Here is a 23,342-nt window from a genome sequence, read left to right on the forward strand (position 1 = left end):
GGTATCACATACTGTTTGTGCTGAAAACCTGGCCCCGACAGGACCACACGATCTTCGACGAGGTGCTTACGTCCCGCATTTGGCTATCTGAAGCGGCGAGCGCCGCTGATAGCGACTCCCGTCAGAGCGAAGGCAATTCCAGCTACCAAGCAAAACACCGCGCCATGATCTCCCCGTAAGCCGAAGATCAGCGAGACCGAAGCCGAACCGACTGACCATCCAACGTAGCGAGCCGCAGCATTCATCGCACTTGCTGCCCCACTGCGCCCTATGGGTCCAGCCGTCATCATTGCAGTGTTGTTCGGAGTCTGGAAAAGGCCAAAGCCGATACCACAAAGAGCCAGCCGCCATACGACATCCCACTTCGCCGGAGTTGTCGGCAAGAAGACCATCAGTAGCAAACCGGCCGCCAACGCCGCCAAACCAATGCCGCAAATTACGGAGGCAGGGTAATGGATTGTCAAGCGACCGGCGATCGGAGCCGTGACCGCGGTCATGAACGGCCAGGGCGTCACAAGAAAACCTGTTTCCACCGCCGAAAGATGCATCCCCGTCTCAAACAAAAACGGCAGAGAGACGTAAGCCAGAATTTGTGCAGCATAGGAGCAGACAGATGTCCACACCGACAAGGTAAACAGAGGTAGCCGGAAAAGATCGAATGGCAACATGGGCGTAGGGTGCTGTCGCTGTTCTCGAACGAAGAGGCCAAAACAGACGAGGCCTGCTGCTATCTCCGCTAGCGCTATGCGTACATCACTAAGTCCCAACGTCCCGACACCGACAACGAAAAACCCGAACGCCAATGCATTGAGAACTGTTCCGGTCAGATCGAGAGGGCGAGCAACCCGAATGGTTGATGGCGCAGCGGCAAGAAATAGCGGCACCGCGAGGCCAAATGGCACATTCACGAGAAACAACCAGCGCCATTTTGCCACGGCAAGTATCGTAGCAGCGATAGTCGGGCCCAACGCTCCAGGTACCGCCACCGCTAATGCGACCAACGCGAGACCCTTGCTGACCATGCCGTGTGGATAGATCACGCGCACAAATGCGACGCCGGCAACGGAAATCCCGGCTGCTCCAACGCCCTGAATCAATCGCGCACTCACCAGCATCGGCAGTGTCGGCGCGAAAGCGCACCCCAACGACGCGAGAACGAAAATGGTTAGACTGGCGGCATAAACACGCTTCAGACCGAGTGATTCAACCAGACTTGCAACGGGCAACAAGCAAATCGTTGCCGAAAGCTGATAGGCATTCACGATCCACACCGTCGCCGCGTCACTGCTTGCGAATGAGCGCGAGATATTTGGCAACGCGATATTTACGATTGCGCTTCCAAGAGAACTTAGACCAAGTCCAAGCAAAATGCAGAGCATAGACCAGCGACGTGTCCATGCCGTTAAACATCCGACGGCTCCCATCAGGATGCAATCTCCTGCGTCAATTTTGGGCGGGCGACTTCGCGCATACGTTCAGCGGCGGATTCCTTGGATCGATACCTATGTTGAGTGAGGAGTTGAGCTGTGTTGGCGATAGCTGCCCACCAATAACAGACATTCTCTTCAACATCAGTCTCTCGTTAGAACAGATCGGGATGGACACACACAACCCGGCCTTGTGCAACTTGTTGGGGAGCCGCGAGGGGATACGTCGGATCGGACAATGCGCTGACCGCCGGTCTAACCCTGATCGACGCGGTACTCCGACCAATCCGCAACGGAACGCCGCGCTCAAATTGAAGCGGTCCTCACATCGAGGTCCGCGTTCCGAAGTTCGCTCGCTGGGCAGCGCTCGTCTCAGGCGCGTTAAACACCGAGGTCGCCAGCAGGACCATGGCGGCAAGAACCCAGTAATACCAGGCGTCACGCCCAGTAAGCTGGAAGGCGAAGGGAGCAATGATGAAGACCGCACCCAAGGCGCGGTCCAGCCAGAGATGCAGTCGGTAAGGGATGACCCGAACGAGCCCCGTCGAGTGGTCTGTGATGGCCGCCAACAGTAGTGCCGCGAGGCCGCTCACCACCGACAGCCACAACGCGACCGAGCCGCTCTGTCCGAGCTTTAGCAACAATGGCGCGACCACCAAGAGGATGGCGATGGGATAGTCAATTAGGTCGGCGTGGATGGATTTAGTGATGAAGCGGAACGGCATGGCTGAACTCCTGCGTCTATGCTGCTCGATCGAGTTCTTCGCGACGTCGATCATAGAGGCTACGCGCACGAATGGGCGGGTCGACCGCGTCGCGATCGATCGACGACGCGTGCTGCCATCGAGTTATCCCGATGAGGTGCATGGGGAGAGTATTCCCGTCTGCGCGATACTATAAATGGCGGATCGTTATCGTTTTCATTCCACTCGTGGGACTGCGCCTGTAACGGCTTCAGACGCGAACTGTCCCTGCGCGGGTCAGGGACGCGCGCGCGTATAAATGTCATCCGTTCGAACGCTTCCGGCATTCCCCAACTGATGCAAACTTTGCAGCGGTGGAGCGAGAACGTTCCAGGATAATCCGCGCCAAGAGCAATTTGCATGATAAGAAATGCAGAACGTGAGCTAACTGCCATCACAAACGGCGATCGAGTCCTTAAGCTGCCTCTACCTAGCTTTCGGCAGCAACTGGTAAGTAGAGCTTTATGCAGGTACCCTGTTGCGGCGTGCTGTGAACTTCGATTTGGCCGCGCGCCCGATCAACAAAATGGCGTATCATTGGAAGTCCAAGTCCGGTTCCAACACCTCGTGGCTTCGTCGTAAAGAATGGTTCGAATACCTTTTGTATGACGTCGGGGGCAATGCCGCATCCAGAATCAGTGACGCACAGGGAAACATACTCCTGGCCATCGTCAGCTTCGGGTGAGCAACTCTTGCTGGTCTCAATCGTTATGAGACCACCCTTAGGCATGGCGTCTCGGCTGTTTATCACTAGGTTTATGATAGCGCATTCAAGGAGGTGGGAATCACATCGAATCTGAGTCGCCGAATCCGATAAAGACAAACGTAGCTTAATTCTTTCCCCAACGATGCAACGCAGCAGATCACTCATTGAAAGGAGGGCATCGTTAAGGTGAAATATGCTGTCTGATTGATGAGGCGCTTTACGCGCAACCGTCATAAGACGATGTGCTAACTTGCCTGCACTATCTAGTGACCGTTCCGCAATATCTATGAGAGCACCGACTTCAGATGTGCGCCCCGCAGCAACGCGAACGCGTATCAGGTTGAGGGCGCTGGCCATGCTTTGCAGTCTGTTGTTGAAGTCGTGAGCAACGCCGCTGGCGAGCAGGTCGATCATATGCACATCGTTATCTTGATGAGAGGCCTCACGGAAACTGCAATTCGCGCCGCCAGCCTCGAAGTCCGCTTCGCCTTGCAGCGCGCCACTGACCTCTCGCGACTCACTCACTTTCAGCGTCCTAGACTCGCTTTCTCGCCTTGAAGAGCTTGGGCAGTGCTGCTCAGCGCGTCCACCTCTCACGAGTAGTCACCGCCGCTCTGTTGAGTGAGGTTGCCGAGGTAGTCGCGCTTCCCAAGCGGCGCTCCAAGGTGCCGGAGGATCGCGTGCGCGATAGAGATGTGGAAGAAAAAGTCCGGCAGCACCAGGTGCCGGATGTAGTCGTCGCCGCCGAACCACCCGCGCACGATGGGCGGGGTCAGCTCGTATGTGTGGGATTGAGCGCCGGCAATCTCGTCCGGTTGCACGTTTTCCAAGAAGCCGCGCGTCTCGAGGAGCCTCCTCTTCAATGCTGAGTACGTCATGGGGGTGTTTTGGGGTGCTGGCGCGCCGCGCCGCATCAACTTCGCCATGTGCGCCTCGACCTTGTTGCAGCTTACGGAAAGCTGTTCTCCGAAAGTGAGCATATCTGGCGCCAGCCGCTCGCCAAGAATTCTGCCGGGCTCAATCCGCTTGGTCTGCTCGAGCGCTCGGGCGTGGTCGAGATAGTCGCCCATCACGTTTAGTCCGTGCACCATGACTGGGACCGTGATCTCATACACCGAGAAGGACACGTTGAACTCCATACGCCCGTTACTCTGAACGTCGGCCGGACTCGCAAGGTCAATAGCCGAAACGATTGGCCACAATGGGCTTTTGAATCTTCCGGCTTGCCGCACCAGTTTGTGGATTAGAGACCACAGAAATAGGGAGCTCCCACGCATACGGCCGCCTAGTGACGCAGGACAGGATATGCACTCACATAAATCCAGTCCGAGGCCTTGGCTGGCAGGTGACACCCTTTGCAATCGGAACGGTAGTCCGTCGAAGTGGTCTTGAGCGGCTCGTCCGCGTCGAACCACGACCATCCCCACCCGTCGCTCCACATCGGGTTGCCCGGCTGCGTTCCCTTGCTGTCTCTCACCATGACGAACCAACCCTTGAGCTTGTCGGCCTTGCTTACCGTGCATATCGCTCGTCGAAGTCGCGAAGACCTCTTTCACCAGAACGGCCCCGTCCGGGAAGTGTCCCGTGTTCCGGTAGGCGTCGATCGCCCCCGGGATGCGTAGACGGTGTGGATTTCTTTTGAACCCTGGCCGCTGTCGGCGGCAATCGCCCAGCTGCCGAGCGCCTGGTAGAGGGTTCGGTAATCCGCCGGGACGCGCAGGTGCACGGCGGCGTCCACCACGTTAACGGTCGGACCGGCTGCAGCTGCTCCGCTGATCTGCGTGAGCACCGCCGCCGTGCCGGCGACCAGCGAGACGGCGACAGCCAAGCCGATAGTTCTCCGTAATTTCATGGGACTCCTTTGCAGCTCGCGCGCGGCACGGTCACTCCAAGCACGGGCTTCATCACTGCTTCAATTGGTACGGCCGACCGCGGGTGCACGGCGGCCTGGCAGAGCCAAAGGTGGGATGCAGCCGACGAAATTAGAAATTCCCTTCGGACATACATTCGATAGGCGGGAGGTATCGTCGTCCGAAAGCGCCGTGCGCACCCGGCGTCCCATCCGTCCGCGATCAGCCGTCGAGGAGTGCGCCGTACTCGGGGTGCCGAGCGGCGTAGGAGGACATGAAGGGGCACTTCGCGATTACTCTTTTCCCGCCGTGTCGCATCGCTTCGAAAACGCCGTGTGCCAGTCTCGACCCGTACCCCAGGCCGGACAGCTCGTGTGGCACCTCCGTGTGCAGCAGGACGACGCGACCGTCTTCGATCTTGTAGTAGGTGACTGCTAGCGCACCGTTGCCGAGGGGCATTTCAAACCGGCTCATTGCCGGATTATCCCGCACCTCGCTTTCCACCCTACGAGTGCCTCCCTAGCGCACGGAAGCGGCCTGGCGCAGCGAGGCCAAGATCTGCGCCGGCTCCTTCCGTACCGTGAAGTCGGGCTCGACGAACGCGCTGCGGATCCGGCCCTTTGCGTCGACCACGTAGGTCGCGGGGATAGGCAACATCCAGATCGGTGAGCCGTGCCGGGCGCCAAAGTCGTAACCCAGCTTGGAATAGTGCGCTTTGGTCTCGTCGGGCACCCGGAACAGCACGCCATACGACATGGCGACACCGTAGTCCACGTCGGAGAGCACCTTCAGGTCCAAGCCCAGGCCCCGCTTCAGCTGCCGCGGGAAGTCCCTCGTCTCGGGTGTCAGGACTGCGAGTGTCGCGCCGACGCTCTCGAACTCATCCTTCGCGGCCTGGAGGGCGCAGAGCTCTGCGCTGCAGAACGGACACCAACCGCCTCGGAAGAAACTCAGGACGAGGGGTCCGTTGCGGCGCAGCTCCTCGGAGGAGTGGAGACGGCCGTCGGCATCCGGCAGGAGGAAGTCCGGCGCGTCGTCGCCGACCTTCAACGCGCGCGATGCCACCTCTGTATCGCGGAGCCAGCTCACGAGGTGGTTGTATGACTCCCAGTCCGCGGCGCTGAACGTTGTCAACAGTTCGGTGCGAATCCGGTCGAGTGTCTTCTTGGTCTGGTCTAGCATCGGTGGGGAGTCATCAGGTTGAGGATGATTTGCTGGAGGCGGCTGGCCGCCGGCGTGCGTCTCGCCGTCATGCGGGCGCCCTCGCCGCCTCCGGGGCTGCTGCAGGCGGCACGCCCCGGTGGGCTAGTTCGGCCGACCACTCGCGAAGTCGAGCGACCTTGATGAAAGCGTCGAGCGCTGGGGAGTAGCGGCGCCCCTGCACAGCGAGTAGCCGCACCTCCCGCCAAATCGGATCGCCTTCGAGCGGAACCGTCTTGAGTGTCGGAAGGCGCGGCATGTGCTCGGGCGCGAGTATCACGCCGAAGCCGGCGGCGGCCATGTGCTGCAGGTGCAAGTCGTGACCGCTGCAGTGGCCGAGTTGGGGCGGCTTCTCGGGGAAACAGGATCGCTGGATCTTCGGAGCGACGTCACAGTCTGCGCGTTCCAGCAAAATGGTCTCACGCAGCTCCTCGATCCCGATCGAGGGACGGTTTGCGAGCCGGTGTGTCGGCGCGAGAACGGCGACGTAGCGCTCCTCGAACAGCGACCAGTCGTCGATGCGGGCGGGTATATCCTGTACGTCCCCCACCATTGCGGCGTTGATCTCGCCCTCAAGCAAGAGCTCGACGAGCTTCTCCGCCGTGCCCTCGCGCAGCTCAACGTGAAGTCCAGGGACGAACTTTGCGATCTCCGCAATCGGATCGAGGACGAGCGACGCCGAGATGGAAGGGGCGAGGCCGATCTTCAGTGGCGCGACCTCCTTGCGTCGGAACTGCTGGGCTCTGCGACGCACCGCCTCTGCCGAGGCCAGTGTGCGCTCCAGCATCGGAAGGACTTCCTTTCCAAGGTCCGTAAGCTGCGTCAGCTGGCGCTCACGGTAGATCAATTGGCCGCCTAGTTCCTGCTCGAGCTTCTGCACCCCCTTCGTCAGGGCGGGCTGCGTGACATTGCACTGCTCGGCTGCTCGGGTGAAATTGAGTGTAGAGGCAACGGCGAGGAAGTACCGAACTTGATGAAGCTCCATAGGTTGTTCTTCTCTTATGCTGACGACCGTTACACTCGGCGACGAGACGGGCACGTCGCAACCATGGAGCCTAGATGCAACGTGCATGCACGCGTTGGAACGGCCCGGTCCATTGATTCGGACGCACGGACACACCTTCTGGAATCTCTGAGCCGAGCTGGCGCGGGGCGAGGATGGGGATCAGTTCAGACGGGTTACCGCGCGGCGTGTAGTCGTCGCTGTTGTGGACGCGCTCGACGGTCCCGCCGGGCGCCGCGGCGTACCGGGCCGGCATGATCAGCGTCCAGCTAGGCTCGCCGTCGAAGGCGGTCAGATCGGCGCCGCAGCCTCTTCGCGACGGCACGTAGCTCGCCGCGGCCCTTTCAGCTCAGGCAGAAAGCGTGCGTGCGCTTGCGCCGGCATCGACCAGGTTCACGAACGAAAGCCCATTGCGCCTTTGCGCCTCAGGCTGCTGTCGGGGTCTGCCGCTGGACGACGACCACGGGCTAAGCGCCCTTCCGCCTAAGGCGTATCAGGCGTGCAGGGTGGGGCCGCCCTTGGCATCCGCGTAGTATTGAGGTGCCTCGCGACGATCGTATTTGCCATAGTCGCGCACGATTCGCACTGTCCGCACCCGCGCATCGTCATTTGGCACGGAAGCGTCCTCGTACGCCTGCGCCGCAGCGGCGTCCTTCCAGGATATGAGCAGAATCAAGTCGCCGGGCGTGAGGATGGCGTCGAAGATGTCCCAGGACGTGCTGTCGGCTGCCCAGGGGTTCAAGCCGAGCCACTCGGCGCACTCGTACGGGTTGCTCGTCTGCTTCCACTCTGCGGGGCGCGTCGCGTTGATCAGCGTGACCGTTGTTCCCTCCCCGACTTCAGTCTCGTCGAGCCGCTGCTCAGCGAGGGCGTACCCCTGCGGCACCCGGTTGTCGGCCGTGATTTGGCCAACGCGGAGGTGGTACTCTGCGAAGATTTCGTCGCGGCTCTTCTGCTGGACCTCGTGATGGCGCATACGAGTGCGCCAGCGCACGAGCGACTTCTCGTCGCGCCAGCTCGAGAGCGAAAGGATCCAGCCCTCGCGGGTCAGGCTCTTGTAGCGGATGTTGTCGACGAAGCCTTCAACCTTCTCCAGCTCGGGGCGCAACATGTTGGCATTGTCGAGGTAGTCATCCCAGTTCTTTTTATTGGGGAGGACCTCAAAAATCACTGAAAACATGATCGGGTGTCGCTCCTGGAGTGCCGCAATGTATTCAACCTCGATGTCCAAGTGCGCCGCCGCCCGCCGCGTTCACGGCGTTGCCGGCGACATTAGCGCGGTATGACCGAAGCATGAAGTTCACCGCAGGGAATCGGAAATGACGGTACGCCATGAAATCGATAGCCGCGCTTTATGATGTCCGAGTGCTGAGAGTCATTACTCGGTGAACCCGCGGCGGGCTACACGGAGCCGGGCCCAACCCAAAGGTAGTCGTGACGCCGCGGATCATGACTGGAACCGGTTGACCGCGGCCTTCGTGTCTCGGTCATGCGATGCGGGCGCCCTCGCCGCCTCCGGGACTGCTGCAGGCGGCACGTCCCGGTGGGCTAGTTCGGCCGACCACTCGCGAAGTCGAGCGACCTTGATGAAAGCGTCGAGCGCTGGGGAGTAGCGGCGCCCCTGCACAGCGAGTAGCCGCACCTCCCGCCAAATCGGATCGCCTTCGAGCGGAACCGTCTTGAGTGTCGGAAGGCGCGGCATGTGCTCGGGCGCGAGTATCACGCCGAAGCCGGCGGCGGCCATGTGCTGCAGGTGCAAGTCGTGACCGCTGCAGTGGCCGAGTTGGGGCGGCTTCTCGGGGAAACAGGATCGCTGGATCTTCGGAGCGACGTCACAGTCTGCGCGTTCCAGCAAAATGGTCTCACGCAGCTCCTCGATCCCGATCGAGGGACGGTTTGCGAGCCGGTGTGTCGGCGCGAGAACGGCGACGTAGCGCTCCTCGAACAGCGACCAGTCGTCGATGCGGGCGGGTATATCCTGTACGTCCCCCACCATTGCGGCGTTGATCTCGCCCTCAAGCAAGAGCTCGACGAGCTTCTCCGCCGTGCCCTCGCGCAGCTCAACGTGAAGTCCAGGGACGAACTTTGCGATCTCCGCAATCGGATCGAGGACGAGCGACGCCGAGATGGAAGGGGCGAGGCCGATCTTCAGTGGCGCGACCTCCTTGCGTCGGAACTGCTGGGCTCTGCGACGCACCGCCTCTGCCGAGGCCAGTGTGCGCTCCAGCATCGGAAGGACTTCCTTTCCAAGGTCCGTAAGCTGCGTCAGCTGGCGCTCACGGTAGATCAATTGGCCGCCTAGTTCCTGCTCGAGCTTCTGCACCCCCTTCGTCAGGGCGGGCTGCGTGACATTGCACTGCTCGGCTGCTCGGGTGAAATTGAGTGTAGAGGCAACGGCGAGGAAGTACCGAACTTGATGAAGCTCCATAGGTTGTTCTCCATCAACTTTCCACGAGCCCGAGGTTGTCGATCAGCCGATGCCTGCTGCAGCCCTCGCGCAGCGTGGACCTATGAGCCGTGAGGTTCGCGGGCTAAATCCGCGATCGAGACATCAAGTCCTTTACGCTGATCAACTCACCACGACGTTCAAGCAAAGCAGGCAGGATCTCCAAGACTCGAATTCCGAATGGCAAGGGCTTCTCGCCTTCCAGAAAGAGGAGCTGGATTGCAAACAGGCAAGAGTGTTGTTCGAATGACACTTTAATTGGTGGATCCACGAATCCGTGATCGGTATCCGGAGTTTGAGAGGCGCAACTTACGTCAGATCCCGGTTCGGGATGCGTCAAGCGAAATGCGCGCATTAAACCCTCGCGTGCCTGGGGACGGCGGTTTCCCGAGGACGGCCTCGTTGGGCGGATCTTGATGGATTCCAGGGCTGCGGTCGATTGAGCGGGGGGGACTGCAAGGTTCGCTTATCGCTGTCCGGTTTAAACGATCGCTTAGATGGGGCACAGAATTCGCGCCTCGAATCCGGCAGCCGGATGGACGACGTCTAACGGAGGGACTCAACGAGTGACAAAATGGAGTGGACGCGACTTACGAGTAGATGGCGCGGTGCGCCAAACGACTCGTATCAGCCTTTCGGCTCAGAAATTCTGCGGCTGCTGCAGCCTTATATTGAGGCGGTCCGCCATGCGGCTCAGTTCGGGAAGCGAACGTGCCTTCATCTTCCGCATCAGATTCACGCGATGCACCTTCACCGTGGACTCAGCGATGCCGATATCGTTGGCAATCTGTTTGTTTAGGCGACCGGCCACGACGCCGAGCATAACTTCACGCTCACGAGAGCTGAGCATATTGAAACGCTCCTTGAGCGCAGCCAATGCGCTCTCACTCTCTCGACGGGCACGATCGCGAGCGAGGCCAGCCTCGATGGCCTCAAGCAGATCCTGATCACGGAATGGCTTTGTAAGAAATTCTATCGCACCGCCCTTCATCGCCTGCACGGTCATCGGTACGTCCGCGTGCGCTGTGATGAAGATAATCGGCACTTGCCTGCTTGCGGCGACAAGGTCGCGCTGAAGCTCAAGACCGCTTCGTCCCGGCATTCTCACGTCGAGGACCAGGCAAGTTGGACCGTCCGGCGGATCGGCCTTGAGAAACTCGGGAACAGACGAAAATTGTCGGGCAGCTAAGCCGACTGTTCGCAACAGCCGCACGACCGAGTCGCGAAACTCGGGATCGTCATCGATAACCAAGACACTGGGATTTGCCTCACCCATTCTCGACATCCCGCGTGGGGAAGCGTGGTTTTCCTATCCAACGTCACTCTACGCACAATCAGTCGAGATGAACAGGTATCTTTTGCCTAAGCTTAAAGCCGGATGCCTAAGCCATCGCTTACGGGCGCGGTCATTGCATTATTGGGCAATGTTCCGGACACTGGTAATTGCATGCAGGCGCATGCCGCCAGTGTATGGAGCGAGGAAGGCGCCTGGAACCGGCAATGTTGAACCGAACACTGATAGCCATTGTCGATGATGATCAGCTCTATCGCGAGTCAATGCGAAAGCTCGTAATGCTAATGGGCTACACCGTCGAGGCGTTTCCGTCAGGAGCCGATTTCCTGGCTTCACGCATTTTGCCGGAAACCACGTGCTTAATCGCCGACGTTCACATGCCCGGAATGAGCGGAATCGAGCTACACAGGCATTTGGTCGATGCAGGGTACGCAATTCCGACGATCCTCGTTACCGCCTACCCCGATGAGGTCGTCAGGGATGAGGCTCTAAAGGATGGGATCGTTTGCTACCTCAGCAAACCAGTGGACGACGACCATCTCGAGCGATGCCTGCATTCGGCTCTGCAGCCGGGTACGCCGATTGAGGACAATTCATGAGTCGTTGTCCGCCGGCAGAGTGAACTGAAAGACGGCGCCGCGAGGTTCGTTCGCTTCCACCCACAACTTGCCCCCATGAGCATGGATAATGGAGCGGCATATCGCCAATCCCATCCCTGTCCCACTGGACTTCGTAGTGTAAAAGGCATCGAAGACTCGATCAAGATGTCGCGCATCAATGCCGGGTCCAGAATCGCGTACGGCTACCACGGCGCCTGCTTGGTCCTGCTCGGTGCTGATCAACAGCTCTCTTGCTCCTTCCTCAACTGAGCCCATCGCTTCAGCCGCGTTCAGAATGAGGTTCAGCAAGACTTGCTGGAGCTGAATGCGATCTCCCAGGACCGGAACCACACCGTCCGCAAGCAGAGTCTGGACCGAGACGCCATTCCTGTGGATCACGCTCTGCGCCAGTACAATCACTTCGTTAATAGCCGAATTGAGATCAAAATGCTCTTTTCGAAGAGGCGCTTTCTTGATGTGATCGCGCATCCGTCCGACGATATCTTTGGCTCGGTCCGTGTCCCTGACAACGCAAGCGAGCGCTTCCCTGATCTCATCCAGATTTGGCGGGTTCATTTCCAAAAAGCGCATCCCTGCGCGGGCATTATTACGAGCGGTCGCGATCGGATGCAGAATTTCGTGAGAGAGCGAGGCTGCCAATTCTCCCATCACGCTCACGCGGTTCATGTGGGCGAAATCTGATTGCATCTGCTGCAAACGCGCCAGCGCTTGCGTGCGATCTTCGATGTCGGTAAGCAAACAGTACCAACGCGTAATAAGCCCGGACTCGTCCCGAATCGGGGCGCCGCGATTCTCGAACCAACGATATTCGCCGTCAAAGCGTCTCAGGCGTAGTTCGTGATGGAACGGGGTACCGGCGGCAAGTGAGGTCGCATAAGATTCAAGGACGCGAGGAAGGTCTTCCGGATGTACTGCATCGCTTGTGCTCCAGTTCTTCAGCTCTTCGACAGTCCGGCCGAAATACTCGGTGAGTGGGCTGTTGACGGATTCGAGTTCGCCGCTTGGAGTCATGATCGCAACGAGTCCGGCGATCCCGTCCATGGCTGCCCGAAACTTCGCTTCGCTGGCTCGCAGCGCCTCCTCCGCGCGTTTGCGCTTGGTCAAATCGAGCACGAACGCAAGGCGCTCGTCGCCTCCTTCTTTGAGCAGAGCGGCGCCAATAAGCACAGGAACGCGGCTGCCGTTCTTCCGAAAATACTCCTTCTCAAAGGGCTGAACTATCCCGGTTGAGTTCAGTTCTGCCTGAGTCAACATATCGCGCTCGCGCCATTCGGGCGGCGACAACTCGGTCCAGCGCACGCGGCCCGAAACCAAGTCCTCACGATCATATCCTAAGATATGTAAAAACGCGTCATTGGCTTCAAGAATTCGACCTTTGCTGTCGGCAGTGATGATCCCGATGATGTTGGCGTCGACCAAACGCCGAATCTTCCCTTCGCGATCCGCAACATCGCGATAGAGCCGCGAATTTTCGAGCGAAATCGCCGCCTGCGAGGCGATCAGCTTCAAGATCGTTGTCCGGCTCGGCGCGAAGATACGCGGGACAAGGTTGTTTTCGAGGTACAGCACGCCGATCAGCTTGGCCCGACTGATCAGTGGCAGGCACAGAATGGAACGGGCGTAATGCTGCCGCAAATAGGGATCGGCGGAAAATGGGTTCGGGGCCAGCGCGTCGTCGAGTATCACACTCTCTTGCGTGCGCAGGACGTACTGGAGGACCGACTCGGGCAGCTCGGCCTCTGCCGGGCACTTGTCCCGCAGATGCACGACGATCGCATTGCCATTAGTCTTAGCTTCCGCCGCGATCAGATTGTCCGCCCCGCGAGAAAGAATCAAGAGGCCGCGCTCGGCCCCGGCATGCTGGATCGCGGTGCGAATGACAGTGTCGAGCAGCGTTTCTAGGACGATCTCTCCCGCCAGCCTTTGCGACACGTTGATGATGGTAGCGAGATCCAGATGCTCGACTGGCATCCTGATGGTGCTCGTCGGTCCGGCATGGCTTTCCTCCCAGAGCTGCGGATAGAGTTCGTCGAGCTGCCGTACCTTGCCGTCGGCTCCCCAACGCACATAGCAATGCCGGCACTCCCGCAAGTACGAGCGCGCGATTTTTTCGAAGCCACGTCCCATATAGAAGCGCGCGGCGACTTCGTTGGCGACCGCCTCATTGTGGACAAATCCGTTTTCATGCGCAGAGCGGATGGCCTTTTCGTAGAAGCGCTCAGCATCCAGCAGGCGGCCTTCTATTCGCGCGATCTCCGCAGCGACCAGTGCAGCACGATTCTCGAAATTTTCTGGGCAATTCGTCGCCCAGATGTCGAGCTGTCGGTGGTGCGTAGCGAGAGCCTGAAGATGCTGCTGGTGTTGATCTGCCGCCGCGGAAGCGCAAGATGCGGCGCGAGAGAGCGCACCGTAGAAGTGATACTCCGCCGTTTCAAAATGTGATGGCCATAGCAGCCGTTGTGCCTCCAATGACGCATCAACGGCTGCGACATAGTCCCCCGCAAAGTAGCGCGCTTGCAGCTTACGCACCCAGTACCAGCACGCGGCAAACGCCAAGTCCGGATTCTCTGAGAAGCGGCGCTCGATCCGACGCTCCTCAAACTGCTCATCGTCAAAGCAGCCGAATGTCGGCGTCAGTCCCCGGAGAGTCCGGATCAGCCCGTGTTGGGTACTGATGCGGTCAATGTCAAGACCGAACCGCATCTTCTGCGCAAAGGCGAGGCCACGCTCCGCTTCGCCTTGCACCTCATCGAGTGGATCGCCCGCCGCGAGAAGATTTGTGTTGAGGTGGCTACAGCAGTGCGCCGCAAAATTCAAATCGCCACTTTGATTCGCAGCCTCAAATGCGCGACGTAGCAGTTCACGGCCAGCTCGGACGTGCGCTGTCCACGGTAGGACGAGACTTCCAAAGTTCATATAGGTCCTGGCCTGGAAGCGCTTCAGCCCACGTTGTTCGACCAGGTCATAGCCGAGCCGGCCGAAGCGAAATCCGGCCTGGTAGTCGCCGAAGCGCGGTCCGGCGATCATGCCGCCAAGCCATTCATAGACGACGCACGAGCTCTCACAGTTGCCGCTCTCGAGGCTGAGATTGACAACTCGACAGATGGCCAAGCAAGCCAGGTTCGCATCCGTATACAAGGCAGGCAGCGCGAGTTTAGTCAGAACATCGAGAGTCGCGAGGGATGCCGGGTCGGTCATCAAAGGCAGCTCGACGAGGGCCTCGATCGTGCGATCTCCCAGGGTTGACCAGATCCGCTGGTATTCGCGGCACGCTTCTTCTGCCGTCGGATGCGGTGACCACTCGATGCCCAGATGCCGGAGATAATCAAGACCAACGGCGACCGCGCGGCCGCTCTGATCGAGGGTCACGTACAGATCCATACGCAAGCACGCCACCGTCGCTTGTTCGACCGCATCTGTGGAGTGGACGGAAAGCGCTTGTAAGCGTTGCTCCGCGTCCGTCAGTGCGCCCGTCAAGTACTCGCACGCGGCCCGATGCAGCTCCAGTTGGAAGATCAGGTCACGCCGGCGCTTCCGCGAGTCTCCTGCCAACAGTGCCGCACCGGCAACGAAATACCTGAGTGCCGAGGCGTAGGCGGTGGATGCCTTCGCACGTTCTCCCGCGATCAGGTTGAATTCGGCCAGTTGCTCGCGCTCGTCCAGTGCGGTGATCAGCGCGGCACCTCGGTTGAGCTGATTGACGATCTCGAATATCGCCTCCCCTCGCTTCCCTGGAGGAGTTCGGGCGGCGAGCAGCCTTCCTACCCGGAGGTGGGCCTCTGCGCGTGATGCTTCCGGAATGAGCAAATAGGCGGCTTCCTGGATTCGGTCGTGGACGAACCGGTAAGCGCCCGCTATACGCTCGACCAACTCCTGACGAACGGCCGCGAATAGGGCGGCGTGGACCTGTTCCTCCGACGTCTCCAAAACAATAGAAAGCATCGTGAGCCCGGCGACGTTGCCGAGACAGGCCAGCTGCTGCAACGCCATCTGGGTTTCGGGTGGCAGGCGGTTAAGCTTGCCGGCCATGAGGTCCACCACGTTGTCAGTGTAGCCCTTGGCGCGAATGCAATTGAGATCCCACACGCATTGCCCCTGGTCGTGAGCGAGCGCGAGCAAATTCTCCTCCGCGAGCACGTGAAGAAACTGGATCACGAAAAACGGATTGCCGGCCGTCTTTTCGTGGACCAGGTATGCCAGCGGAGCAGCACGCTCGGCGTCGTTGTGAAGAGCGTCCACGACCAACTGCGTCACGTATTCACGGCCGAGCGGCACAAGCCTGATCTCGTGAATGGAGGCTCCGGCGTTTCGGATGGCGTCGAGCTTCCGCATCAGCGGGTGGGACGGATCGACCTCGTTATCGCGGTATGCGCCGACCACCATCAAATGATGCACGTCCGGCTGAGTCAGGAAATCCTCCAACAAGTCGAGCGTCGCCCCATCGAGCCACTGCAAATCGTCGAGGAACAGCGCCAGTGGATGTTCTGGCCGGGCGAAGACGCCGATGAACCGCCTAAACACCAGCTGGAAACGCCGCTGCGCGTCCTGTGGCGGAAGTTCCGGGACGGGTAGCTGTTCTCCGATGATGAGCTTCAGCTCGGGGACGAGGTCGATCATCAGCATGCCGTTGGGGCCCAGCGCTTCCCTAAGGGCATCGCGCCAACCGCTCAGCTCGGCGTCGCTCTTGCCGAGCAGACGCCGGACGAGGCTCTGAAAGGCCTGAGCGAGCGTCGCATAGGGGATGTCATGCTTGTACTGGTCGAACTTGCCTGCGGCGAAGAGCCCGCGCGGAGGCACCAGCGCCTTGTGCAGTTCATTGACGACGGAGGACTTGCCGATGCCGGCATAGCCGGAGACCAGCACCAGCTCCGGAGCGCCGCTCTTGACCATGCGATCGAAGGCAGCGAGCAAAGTCTCGACCTCGCGTGTCCGACCGTAGAGCTTCTCGGGGATCAGCAGCCGGTCGGGCGTGTCCTGTTCGCCGAGCGGGAAATCGCCGATGACCTGCCGGGCTTTCCATTCGACGATGCAGCGCCGCAGATCGCGCTCGACGCCGGCTGCGGTCTGGTAACGCCCCTCGGCGGTCTTGGCGAGCAGCTTCATTATGATGGCCGCGACCGGGGGCGGGATATTCTTCAACCGCTCGCCGGGCGGCATCGGCTTCCTGGCAATATGGCAGTGCACCCATTCCATTGGTTCGGACGCGGTGAACGGCAGACATCCCGTGAGCATCTGGTACAGCGTGACGCCGAGGGCGTAGAGATCGCTGCGCGCGTCGACCGAGCGGTTCATCCGCCCGGTTTGTTCGGGTGCCATGTAGGCAAGAGTACCCGCGATGGTCTCGGGCGGCTCAGGCGCCTGCCGCTCGCGGGACAGGCGCGACGCGATGCCAAACCCGGTGAGCCGCACGTGTCCATCCGCGCAATCCACCAGAATATTAGCTGGCTTGATGTCTTTGTGGATAAGCCCGCGTTGATGAAGCTTGCCTAGAGCCGAGGTGATAGCGATAGCCAGGCGCAAGAAGCGTCCTATCTCCATAGGCCCACAGAGAAAACGATCAAGCGGCTCGCCGCCCGGGTCATCGAGCACCAGCACGGTCCGACCGTCCTCGTGCATGAGGGCCAGCGGCCGCGCCGCCCATGCCCCGTCGAGCTCATCTTTGAGCTCGTATTCGTGCGTGAGGCGATCGAGTCTTGACCGGGACGGGTGGTCGGCGCCTAGGGCCACAAGCAGTACGGCTAGCCGGTTGCCATGGTCATCCAGTCGCCAGCCACGGCTGAACACGCGCTCGCCGTCCTCCCACAACACCTGTGAGCTACCGTCCGAGTACGCCAGGTTCAGCGACTGCTGCACCATCTGCCAGACTCCGGCGCCGGGCGTCAGCTTGAAGTCGGTTGATCAAGCTCTTCGTGCGCCCATGCTCGGCTTTGGCTACGCTCGAGTGCGCCATTGCACGAATATAATCACTCCAAATACTGAGGAGGGCAGGATTGTGACAAAGCTGGCATGGTGCGACGGAAATGACGCCATGCTCAGCACCGTAGCCAGCGTGGGCGAACATGCTCTTCCGTTAGCTTTGCGCCGCCGGCACCCATCTGAGGGGCAAAGGCAGACGACTACGCTCTATCGAACCATTCCGAGCGATAGCGGGATGGTCCACGTCTCATTGTGGGGAGATTGGTTCGACCCTACGCTGCGGGTCGTGAGCCGCTTAGCCGAAGTCTTCCGTCGCAGTAGACGATGCCAGTACGACCTTCGGCGGGCTTGAGCGATGATGCACCGGCAAGCGGCTCGACGGATCGCGAACTGTGGGACGCAGGTTGATTGTCGAGCCGCAGTCTCTTGGACCGCCGTGGTTGCTAGATGGTAGCTAGCCTAAGCCGCCAATCTATCGGCATCAGATTAAATGATTGATTTTGCTGGTACAGTTGGGTGGGCTCGAACCACCGACCTCCTGTTCCACAGACAGGCGCTCTAACCAACTGAGCTACAACTGCATCCGGATGGGCCGCCGCGAAGGGGGGCCGAACGGGCCGGAAACTAGGATTTGCGCGCGGCTTTGGCAAGGCCAAGACGGTGCAAAGTCCCCTGCCGCGAAGGGGTATTTTTCGACAGTCTTTACAGGCGCAAAGCCCGGGCTTGCGACCCGGGCTTGTCTTATCTCTTGCAAGACCGCGCGATGACCGCCGTCACGTCTCCGAGGCGGTCAAGAGCGATCAGGCCGCGGTCTTGAACAGCTTGGAGGCGTTGGCCTTGATCGGCTCGACCGTCTCGCTGGCGACCTTCTGGACGAGCTCGCCGAGCTCCTTGGTCTGGGCGGTGTAGGTCTCGATCTGCTTGCGGGCAAAGCCGGTCCACAGCTCGAGCGCCTCGGCCGGCGACTTGATGCCGAGCAGCTCCTGGGCGAAGTCCAGGTTCGCCGTGGTGTTGGCCTTCAGGAACTCCGTCACCTTGGTGGAGTACTCGCTGGCACCCTTGCTGGCGTTGATGAAGAAAGCCTCGATCGCGCTGTTGTGGCTCTCGGCGGCGTCCTTGAACTTGGCGTAGCTGTCGCGGCACTGGGAAACGCCCTTCTCGGCGAAGGCGCGGACCTGCTCGGGAACTTCAAACGGAATAATGGAGGCAGAGAACGGGTCGTTGGTCATTGGCATGCATCCTTGGAAACGGTTGGTCTGGCCAGGCCCCGGCATCGTGGCCTGATACGTCGCATTTCGGATCACGCAGAGGAGAGCGCCCCTGAGAGCAACCTCTCGTAGAGTTGTATAGTGGCAATTTTGTGCAATGCGAATGCACTTCATTGCATTGCCGCGGAACCCAAGGGAATTATTTTGCTGCAGACGCAGGGCCGGCGCACCCGTCATGGGTTCCGGGGCGCGCGGCCACGCGGGAGGTTCAGGATTTGGGTTTCGCGGCGTCCATGGCCGCCTTGCTGACGACCTGTCCCATCTCGCTCGCCTGCTCGGCCAGCGCCCGCATCTGGGACTGGACGAACTCGCCGTGCAGCCGCATCACCTCGGGCAGGTCCTTGGCGTGCACCAGCGACTGGGCATAATCCAGCGAGGCCTGGACGTTCTTCTCAGCAAAGGCCATCACCTTGGAGCCGATGTCCTTGGCACCGGCGCGCACGGTGGCGCCGCGCTCCTCCAGCGAGCCTGCCGTCTCGTGCGCGCTGGTGAGGAATTTCTCAAAGGTCCGGCGCGCCTGCTCGAAGCCCGCCTCTGCCATCGACCGCACTTCCTTGGGGATTTCGAATCCGCGCCCGTTCTCGTTCATGGTCCCACTCCTGTGGCGTTTTCCTCGACTTGCCGCTTGGCACAATTGCGCCTAAGCCGGCCGCTCTTGTCGTTCCCAGGGCAGCCGCTTCCCCGCGCGGATGTCCTCGGGAGCACTTTCAGATTACCCCCCGATGGCTGCACCGGTATGACGCGCTGCGTCATCGGCGCTCACGCATGGTGAACCTGCCAACGGCGATTTTGCAACATGCAACTTCTGAGCGGAGGCTGCGGCATTGCATCCATGCGGGCGGATGCCGGACACATTGAGGTTATCCAAGCCTAAAGCCGGCCTTCGGCGGTCCGAAAGTGGACCGAAGACCCGGAAACGGGCTTTACTAACGGCTTGTTATGGCTGCCATTCCCTCGGGGATGGTCGCAGCCCAGATCGGAATGCGCCGCTGTTCGACCGCCCCCATGAGTGAGACCGGTTTCCAATTGCAGGGCTTCAGCTTGCAAGGCTTCAGCGATCCGCGGCTCGCCGTCCATGCGGCGGGCGCGCTGCCGGCATGGCTGTGGGCGGCGGATGGCAGCCGGGTGCTGTGGGCCAATCCGCTCGGTGCCAAGGCTTTCGGCGCGGCGAGCGGCATTGCGCTGGCGGGACGAAGTTTTGGGCCGGCCGATAGCCACCGCCGCCAGGTCGCGCAGCTTGCGCCGCGGCTGCCCGAGAACGGCGCGGTGCGGCTGGAGCGGCTGCGCGGCTTCGGCGCCCCGCTCGGCACGCTCTCGACCTGCGGCTGCTCCCGGCTCGATCTTCCCGATGGCAGCCATGGCGTGCTGATCACCACCACCGATACCGGCCTGCGCACGATGCCGCTGGCGGAGCGGCTGCAGCGCCTCGTCGACGACAGCGAGGCGCCGCTGATCGCCTTCACCGCTGACGGCGTGCTGGCCGGCGCCAGCCTCTGCGGACGGCGCCTGCTCGGTGCGCGCGATCTCACCGACCCGCGCCTGACGCAGGCACGCGACAGCGCACTGGCCGATGGCCAGGCCGAAGCGCAGCTCGATCTCGGCAGGATCACGCTCTATCGCGTCGGCAGCGGCGATCAGCTCGGCCTGATCGCATGGGTGCGGCCGGAGGGCACTCAGCCGCCGCCGCAGCCCGCACCCGATGACATGCACGCTGGGAACGAGCCGGCCGCGTCGACAACTGCCGACGCTCTCCAATCGGACCACACCGGCGCCCCAGATACGCCGGACGCGGACACTATGCCCGAGGGCCCGCAGCACGAGGCGGCCGGGCGGAACGCGACCGAGCCACCCGAGCCGGATCATTCCGAGGGCAGCTCCGGTGCCGAGACGTCCGGGAATGTCGTGCCGTTTCGCTCCCCGGGCGAGATCAAGTTTCCGGCGCTGACGCCGGTGGAGAACAGTGCCTTTCATGAACTCGCACGGCAATTGTCGGCACGGCTCGAAGGCGATTTCCGCGAGGCGCAAGCCGAACCGATTGCGGGGGTCGAGACCACGCACATGCCGTCCGTGACCGAGCCACCTTGCGAGCCGCCGCGCCGCGAACCAGACGAGCATCCTGCGATGGACGATGGCGCGGTGCAGCCGCCGCCAGACTGGCTCGCGCCGGAAGCGCCGCCGCCGCAGGGCGAAAGCCAGCGCGACCGGATCGTGCTCGACCTGTTGCCGGGCGGCGTCCTGATCTACCGGCTCGACCGGCTGCTCTATGCCAACGACGCCTTCCTGTCGCAGATGGGCTATCCGAACCTTGCCGCGCTGGAGCAGGCCGGCGGGCTCGATGCGCTCTATGTCGAGCCGGGCGTGCCGTCGTCGTCCGGCAGCTCCGAAGCCGGCACGCCGGTGATGATCACCACCGCGGAGGGCTCGTCGAACGCAGGCTGCTCGGCTGCTGCGCGCCTGTTCACGATCAGCTGGGATGGCGACACCGCACACGCGCTGATCTTCACGCCGCGCACCGACGCGACCAGCGAGACCGCGCCTTTGGCCTCGCCGGCACCCGCGCCCCTCGGCGCAGCGCCGGCGCCACCGGCCGCACCGCCGCTCGTGATTGCGCCGCCGCCGGGCCGCGCCGACGCCGAGGACCTTGGCGCCATCCTCGACGTCACCGCCGAGGGCATCCTGATGTTCGATGCCGGCGGCAACATCCACGCCTGCAATCGTAGCGCCGAGGCGCTGTTCGGCTATGACGGCGCGGCGCTGGTCCGCCGCAATCTGATCGAGCTGTTCGCGACCGAGAGCACGCGGCTCGTGCTCGACTATCTGGAAAGCGTCAGGGAATCCGGCGCAGCCAGCGTGCTGGACCAGGGCCGCGAGGTGCTGGGACGGGTCAGCCAGGGCGGCCTCATTCCGCTCTCGATCACGATCGGGCGCACGCGACCCGACGGGCCGAACTTCTTCGCGGTGTTCCGCGACCTGTCGCAGACGAGGCGCGGCGAAAGCGAGCTGTTGCAGGCGCGGCGGCTCGCCGACCGTGCCGCCAATGCCAAGGCCGACATGCTGGCGCGGATCAGCCACGAGGTGCGCGCGCCGCTGAACGCCATCATCGGCTTTGCCGAGGTGATGATCGGCGAGCGCTTCGGCAATCTCGGCAACGAGCGCTATGTCGACTACATGAAGGACATCCGCTCTTCGGGCGAGCGGGTGATCGCGCTGATCAACGACCTGCTCGAGCTCTCGCGCATCGAGACCGGCAAGCTCGACCTCGCCTTCAGCAACCAGAACCTCAACGAGCTGGTCGAAAGCTGCGTCGCGATGATGCAGCCGCATGCCAATCGCGCGCGCATCATCATCCGCAGCTCGCTGTCGCATGGGCTGCCGTCGGTGGTGGCGGACGCGCGCGCGCTGCGCCAGATCACGCTGAACCTGATCTCGACCTCGATCGCGCTTGCCAATCCCGGCGGCCAGGTCATCGTCTCCACGGCGATGTCCGATTTCGGCGAGGTGGTGCTGCGCCTGCGCGATACCGGCCATGGCCTCAATGATCAGGAGGTCGCGGCGGCGCTGGAGCCGTTCCGCTCGCACGCGCCTTCCGAGCAGGCGGCCGACAGCGCCGGCGTCAGCCTGTCGCTGACGAAGGCGCTGGTCGAGGCCAACCGCGCGCAATTCCACATCAAGGCGGCGCCGAGATCCGGCACCTTGATGGAGGTGGTGTTCTCGCGCGCGCTGGCGCGCAATCAAGGGTTAGGCTGAGCGCACGGCCAGCGCCCGAACCCTAAGGCTGAGCAGCAGCGGGCCATAGGCCAGCGCATAACCGAAGAAGGCGACGACCCAGGCGGAGGCGGCGATATGCAGCAGCGCGTCGCTTTGATCGGGCGCGAGCATCGCCGCCACCCGGCTGAGCGCCAAGATGATGATGCCGGCATAGATCACCTGCGTCGCGACGGAAGCCGTGAGGCGCCGGCCGGTGTGGCCGAGCGCGGCGCGCGTCATCACCGCGAGCGTCATTATGCCGGCAGCACCCACCATCCAGGCATGGACGCCGGCACTCGGCAACACCAAACCGAACGCCGCAGCGGCATTGATCAGAAAACCGAGCGGCACGAAGGCGTAGCCGACATGCAGGATCACGAGCAGGCGCTCGCGCAGCGTGCGGTCACCGGCCCAGCGCGCCAGCCGCACGACATGCAGCAGGCCCGCAAGCGCCAGGGCCATGCCCGTATAAGCGCTGCCGGGCGCTGCGATCCAAGCGGGCAGGCTCAGCGCGCTGAACAGAATGACGATGATGTCGAAACGGCCGAAGGGGATCGGCAGCCGGCCGGGATTCTCCTTCACCAGCCAATTGCGGGTGAAGCTCGGCGTGATGCGGCCGCCGATCAGCGCGATCAGCAGCAAAGGTCACCGCCAGTCGCCCGGCGAGCCAGGCGATCACCAGGGTCAGCAGCGGCAGACCCGGGAGCGGCAGCCGTCCGGTCCAGTTCGGGATCGCGGTGAACAGGAAGCCGGTGATGATGGCCGGCAGGTAACCATAGAGCATTTCATGCACGTGCCAGTCTCGCGGCGCAAAGGCCGAGGTCAGGCTGAGCTCGCCATGGAACACCGGCAGCCACACCAGGATCGATAGCCCGGCCTGGATCGCTCCCAGCAGGAAGAACGGACGAAAGCCGTTCGCCAGGATGGTCCAGCCATGCTGGCGGCGCGGATGTGGAGGATTCATTGCATCGCTCGTTAAGTTCTCGGGAACCGGCCAGCTCTCGCCGGTCAGATGTTGCCCATGATGTAGTGCGACCTGACCGGTGCCGGGTTGTGCTAGCGCAATGTTCCGCTGCATCGCGCGCCGAGAAAGACGTGGCCGGTCGATCAATGATTACCATA

General features: G+C 61.7%; 17 protein-coding genes, 1 tRNA gene and 1 pseudogene. 2 read left to right on the top strand and 17 right to left on the bottom strand.

The annotated features are described in order from the left end of the window. Positions 1-83: 83 nt before the first annotated feature. From P6U24_RS33180 to P6U24_RS33235, 12 genes are all read right to left on the bottom strand, one after another. Positions 84-1,424: an MFS transporter gene (locus P6U24_RS33180; RefSeq protein ID WP_407156609.1), complete on the bottom strand. Its 1,341-nt coding sequence runs from the start codon at positions 1,422-1,424 to the stop codon at positions 84-86. Positions 1,425-1,750: 326 nt separating this feature from the next. Continuing rightward, a complete protein-coding gene (locus tag P6U24_RS33185) occupies positions 1,751-2,152 on the bottom strand; it encodes a hypothetical protein (protein WP_407156610.1) in 402 nt (133 codons plus the stop codon). A gap of 448 nt (positions 2,153-2,600) precedes the next feature. Further along, a complete protein-coding gene (locus P6U24_RS33190; protein ID WP_407156611.1) occupies positions 2,601-3,401 on the bottom strand; it encodes a sensor histidine kinase in 801 nt (266 codons plus the stop codon). 68 nt (positions 3,402-3,469) lie between these two features. Further along, complete coding sequence (locus P6U24_RS33195; protein ID WP_407156612.1) at positions 3,470-4,015, bottom strand: DUF1993 family protein; 546 nt, start codon at positions 4,013-4,015, stop codon at positions 3,470-3,472. A 146-nt stretch (positions 4,016-4,161) separates the two neighbouring features. Then, positions 4,162-4,356 (bottom strand): cytochrome P460 family protein, encoded by a 195-nt coding sequence (locus P6U24_RS33200; RefSeq protein WP_407156613.1) that lies wholly within the window; start codon positions 4,354-4,356, stop codon positions 4,162-4,164. A 72-nt stretch (positions 4,357-4,428) separates the two neighbouring features. Continuing rightward, positions 4,429-4,704 (bottom strand): hypothetical protein, encoded by a 276-nt coding sequence (locus P6U24_RS33205; protein ID WP_407156614.1) that lies wholly within the window; start codon positions 4,702-4,704, stop codon positions 4,429-4,431. A gap of 244 nt (positions 4,705-4,948) precedes the next feature. Beyond that, positions 4,949-5,230 carry a GNAT family N-acetyltransferase gene (locus P6U24_RS33210; protein WP_407156615.1) on the bottom strand — a complete coding sequence of 94 codons (282 nt, stop codon included), beginning with the start codon at positions 5,228-5,230 and terminating at the stop codon, positions 4,949-4,951. A gap of 15 nt (positions 5,231-5,245) precedes the next feature. After that, a complete protein-coding gene (locus P6U24_RS33215; protein ID WP_407156616.1) occupies positions 5,246-5,908 on the bottom strand; it encodes a peroxiredoxin-like family protein in 663 nt (220 codons plus the stop codon). Between the two features lie 67 nt (positions 5,909-5,975). Beyond that, entirely contained in the window at positions 5,976-6,911 is a 936-nt protein-coding gene (locus P6U24_RS33220; RefSeq protein ID WP_407156617.1) for a LysR family transcriptional regulator, read from the bottom strand. A 511-nt stretch (positions 6,912-7,422) separates the two neighbouring features. Continuing rightward, positions 7,423-8,160, bottom strand: coding sequence for an antibiotic biosynthesis monooxygenase family protein (locus P6U24_RS33225; protein ID WP_407156618.1), 738 nt, complete (start codon positions 8,158-8,160; stop codon positions 7,423-7,425). 216 nt (positions 8,161-8,376) lie between these two features. Continuing rightward, positions 8,377-9,357 (bottom strand): LysR family transcriptional regulator, encoded by a 981-nt coding sequence (locus P6U24_RS33230; RefSeq protein ID WP_407156619.1) that lies wholly within the window; start codon positions 9,355-9,357, stop codon positions 8,377-8,379. A 658-nt stretch (positions 9,358-10,015) separates the two neighbouring features. Beyond that, positions 10,016-10,651 carry a response regulator transcription factor gene (locus tag P6U24_RS33235; RefSeq protein ID WP_407156620.1) on the bottom strand — a complete coding sequence of 212 codons (636 nt, stop codon included), beginning with the start codon at positions 10,649-10,651 and terminating at the stop codon, positions 10,016-10,018. A 224-nt stretch (positions 10,652-10,875) separates the two neighbouring features. On the opposite strand from P6U24_RS33235, the gene P6U24_RS33240 reads away from it, so the two are divergent. Continuing rightward, positions 10,876-11,268, top strand: a complete 393-nt coding sequence (locus P6U24_RS33240; RefSeq protein ID WP_407156621.1) for a response regulator transcription factor — start codon at positions 10,876-10,878, stop codon at positions 11,266-11,268. On the opposite strand, the gene P6U24_RS33245 is transcribed toward P6U24_RS33240, so the two are convergent. The 4 genes from P6U24_RS33245 to P6U24_RS33260 form a co-directional block, all read right to left on the bottom strand. After that, entirely contained in the window at positions 11,263-17,145 is a 5,883-nt protein-coding gene (locus P6U24_RS33245; protein ID WP_407156622.1) for an AAA family ATPase, read from the bottom strand. The two genes, P6U24_RS33240 and P6U24_RS33245, sit on opposite strands and share 6 nt — an antisense overlap. A 564-nt stretch (positions 17,146-17,709) precedes the next feature. Further along, a tRNA-His gene (locus P6U24_RS33250) sits at positions 17,710-17,786 on the bottom strand. Between the two features lie 219 nt (positions 17,787-18,005). Beyond that, complete coding sequence (locus P6U24_RS33255; RefSeq protein ID WP_407156623.1) at positions 18,006-18,434, bottom strand: phasin; 429 nt, start codon at positions 18,432-18,434, stop codon at positions 18,006-18,008. Positions 18,435-18,681: 247 nt separating this feature from the next. Further along, positions 18,682-19,062 carry a phasin gene (locus tag P6U24_RS33260; protein WP_407156624.1) on the bottom strand — a complete coding sequence of 127 codons (381 nt, stop codon included), beginning with the start codon at positions 19,060-19,062 and terminating at the stop codon, positions 18,682-18,684. Between the two features lie 416 nt (positions 19,063-19,478). Here P6U24_RS33260 and P6U24_RS33265 point away from each other — a divergent pair, with 416 nt between their 5' ends. Beyond that, entirely contained in the window at positions 19,479-22,220 is a 2,742-nt protein-coding gene (locus P6U24_RS33265) for a sensor histidine kinase (protein ID WP_407156625.1), read from the top strand. Here the strand turns inward: P6U24_RS33265 and P6U24_RS33270 are convergent. Beyond that, positions 22,212-23,184: pseudogene (locus P6U24_RS33270) on the bottom strand (NnrS family protein). The gene P6U24_RS33265 and the pseudogene P6U24_RS33270 overlap by 9 nt on opposite strands. Positions 23,185-23,342 lie beyond the last annotated feature (158 nt).

Origin of the sequence: Bradyrhizobium sp. STM 3557, assembly GCF_045571465.1 — a bacterium.
GTDB lineage: Bacteria > Pseudomonadota > Alphaproteobacteria > Rhizobiales > Xanthobacteraceae > Bradyrhizobium.

Coding starts and splice junctions, on each gene's coding strand:
- P6U24_RS33180 (WP_407156609.1), bottom strand. CDS start 1,424: ATGGGAGCCGTCGGATGTTTAACGGCATGGACACGTCGCTGGTCTATG.
- P6U24_RS33185 (WP_407156610.1), bottom strand. CDS start 2,152: ATGCCGTTCCGCTTCATCACTAAATCCATCCACGCCGACCTAATTGAC.
- P6U24_RS33195 (WP_407156612.1), bottom strand. CDS start 4,015: ATGGAGTTCAACGTGTCCTTCTCGGTGTATGAGATCACGGTCCCAGTC.
- P6U24_RS33200 (WP_407156613.1), bottom strand. CDS start 4,356: ATGGTGAGAGACAGCAAGGGAACGCAGCCGGGCAACCCGATGTGGAGC.
- P6U24_RS33215 (WP_407156616.1), bottom strand. CDS start 5,908: ATGCTAGACCAGACCAAGAAGACACTCGACCGGATTCGCACCGAACTG.
- P6U24_RS33220 (WP_407156617.1), bottom strand. CDS start 6,911: ATGGAGCTTCATCAAGTTCGGTACTTCCTCGCCGTTGCCTCTACACTC.
- P6U24_RS33230 (WP_407156619.1), bottom strand. CDS start 9,357: ATGGAGCTTCATCAAGTTCGGTACTTCCTCGCCGTTGCCTCTACACTC.
- P6U24_RS33235 (WP_407156620.1), bottom strand. CDS start 10,651: ATGGGTGAGGCAAATCCCAGTGTCTTGGTTATCGATGACGATCCCGAG.
- P6U24_RS33240 (WP_407156621.1), top strand. CDS start 10,876: ATGTTGAACCGAACACTGATAGCCATTGTCGATGATGATCAGCTCTAT.
- P6U24_RS33245 (WP_407156622.1), bottom strand. CDS start 17,145: ATGGTGCAGCAGTCGCTGAACCTGGCGTACTCGGACGGTAGCTCACAG.
- P6U24_RS33255 (WP_407156623.1), bottom strand. CDS start 18,434: ATGACCAACGACCCGTTCTCTGCCTCCATTATTCCGTTTGAAGTTCCC.
- P6U24_RS33260 (WP_407156624.1), bottom strand. CDS start 19,062: ATGAACGAGAACGGGCGCGGATTCGAAATCCCCAAGGAAGTGCGGTCG.
- P6U24_RS33265 (WP_407156625.1), top strand. CDS start 19,479: ATGAGTGAGACCGGTTTCCAATTGCAGGGCTTCAGCTTGCAAGGCTTC.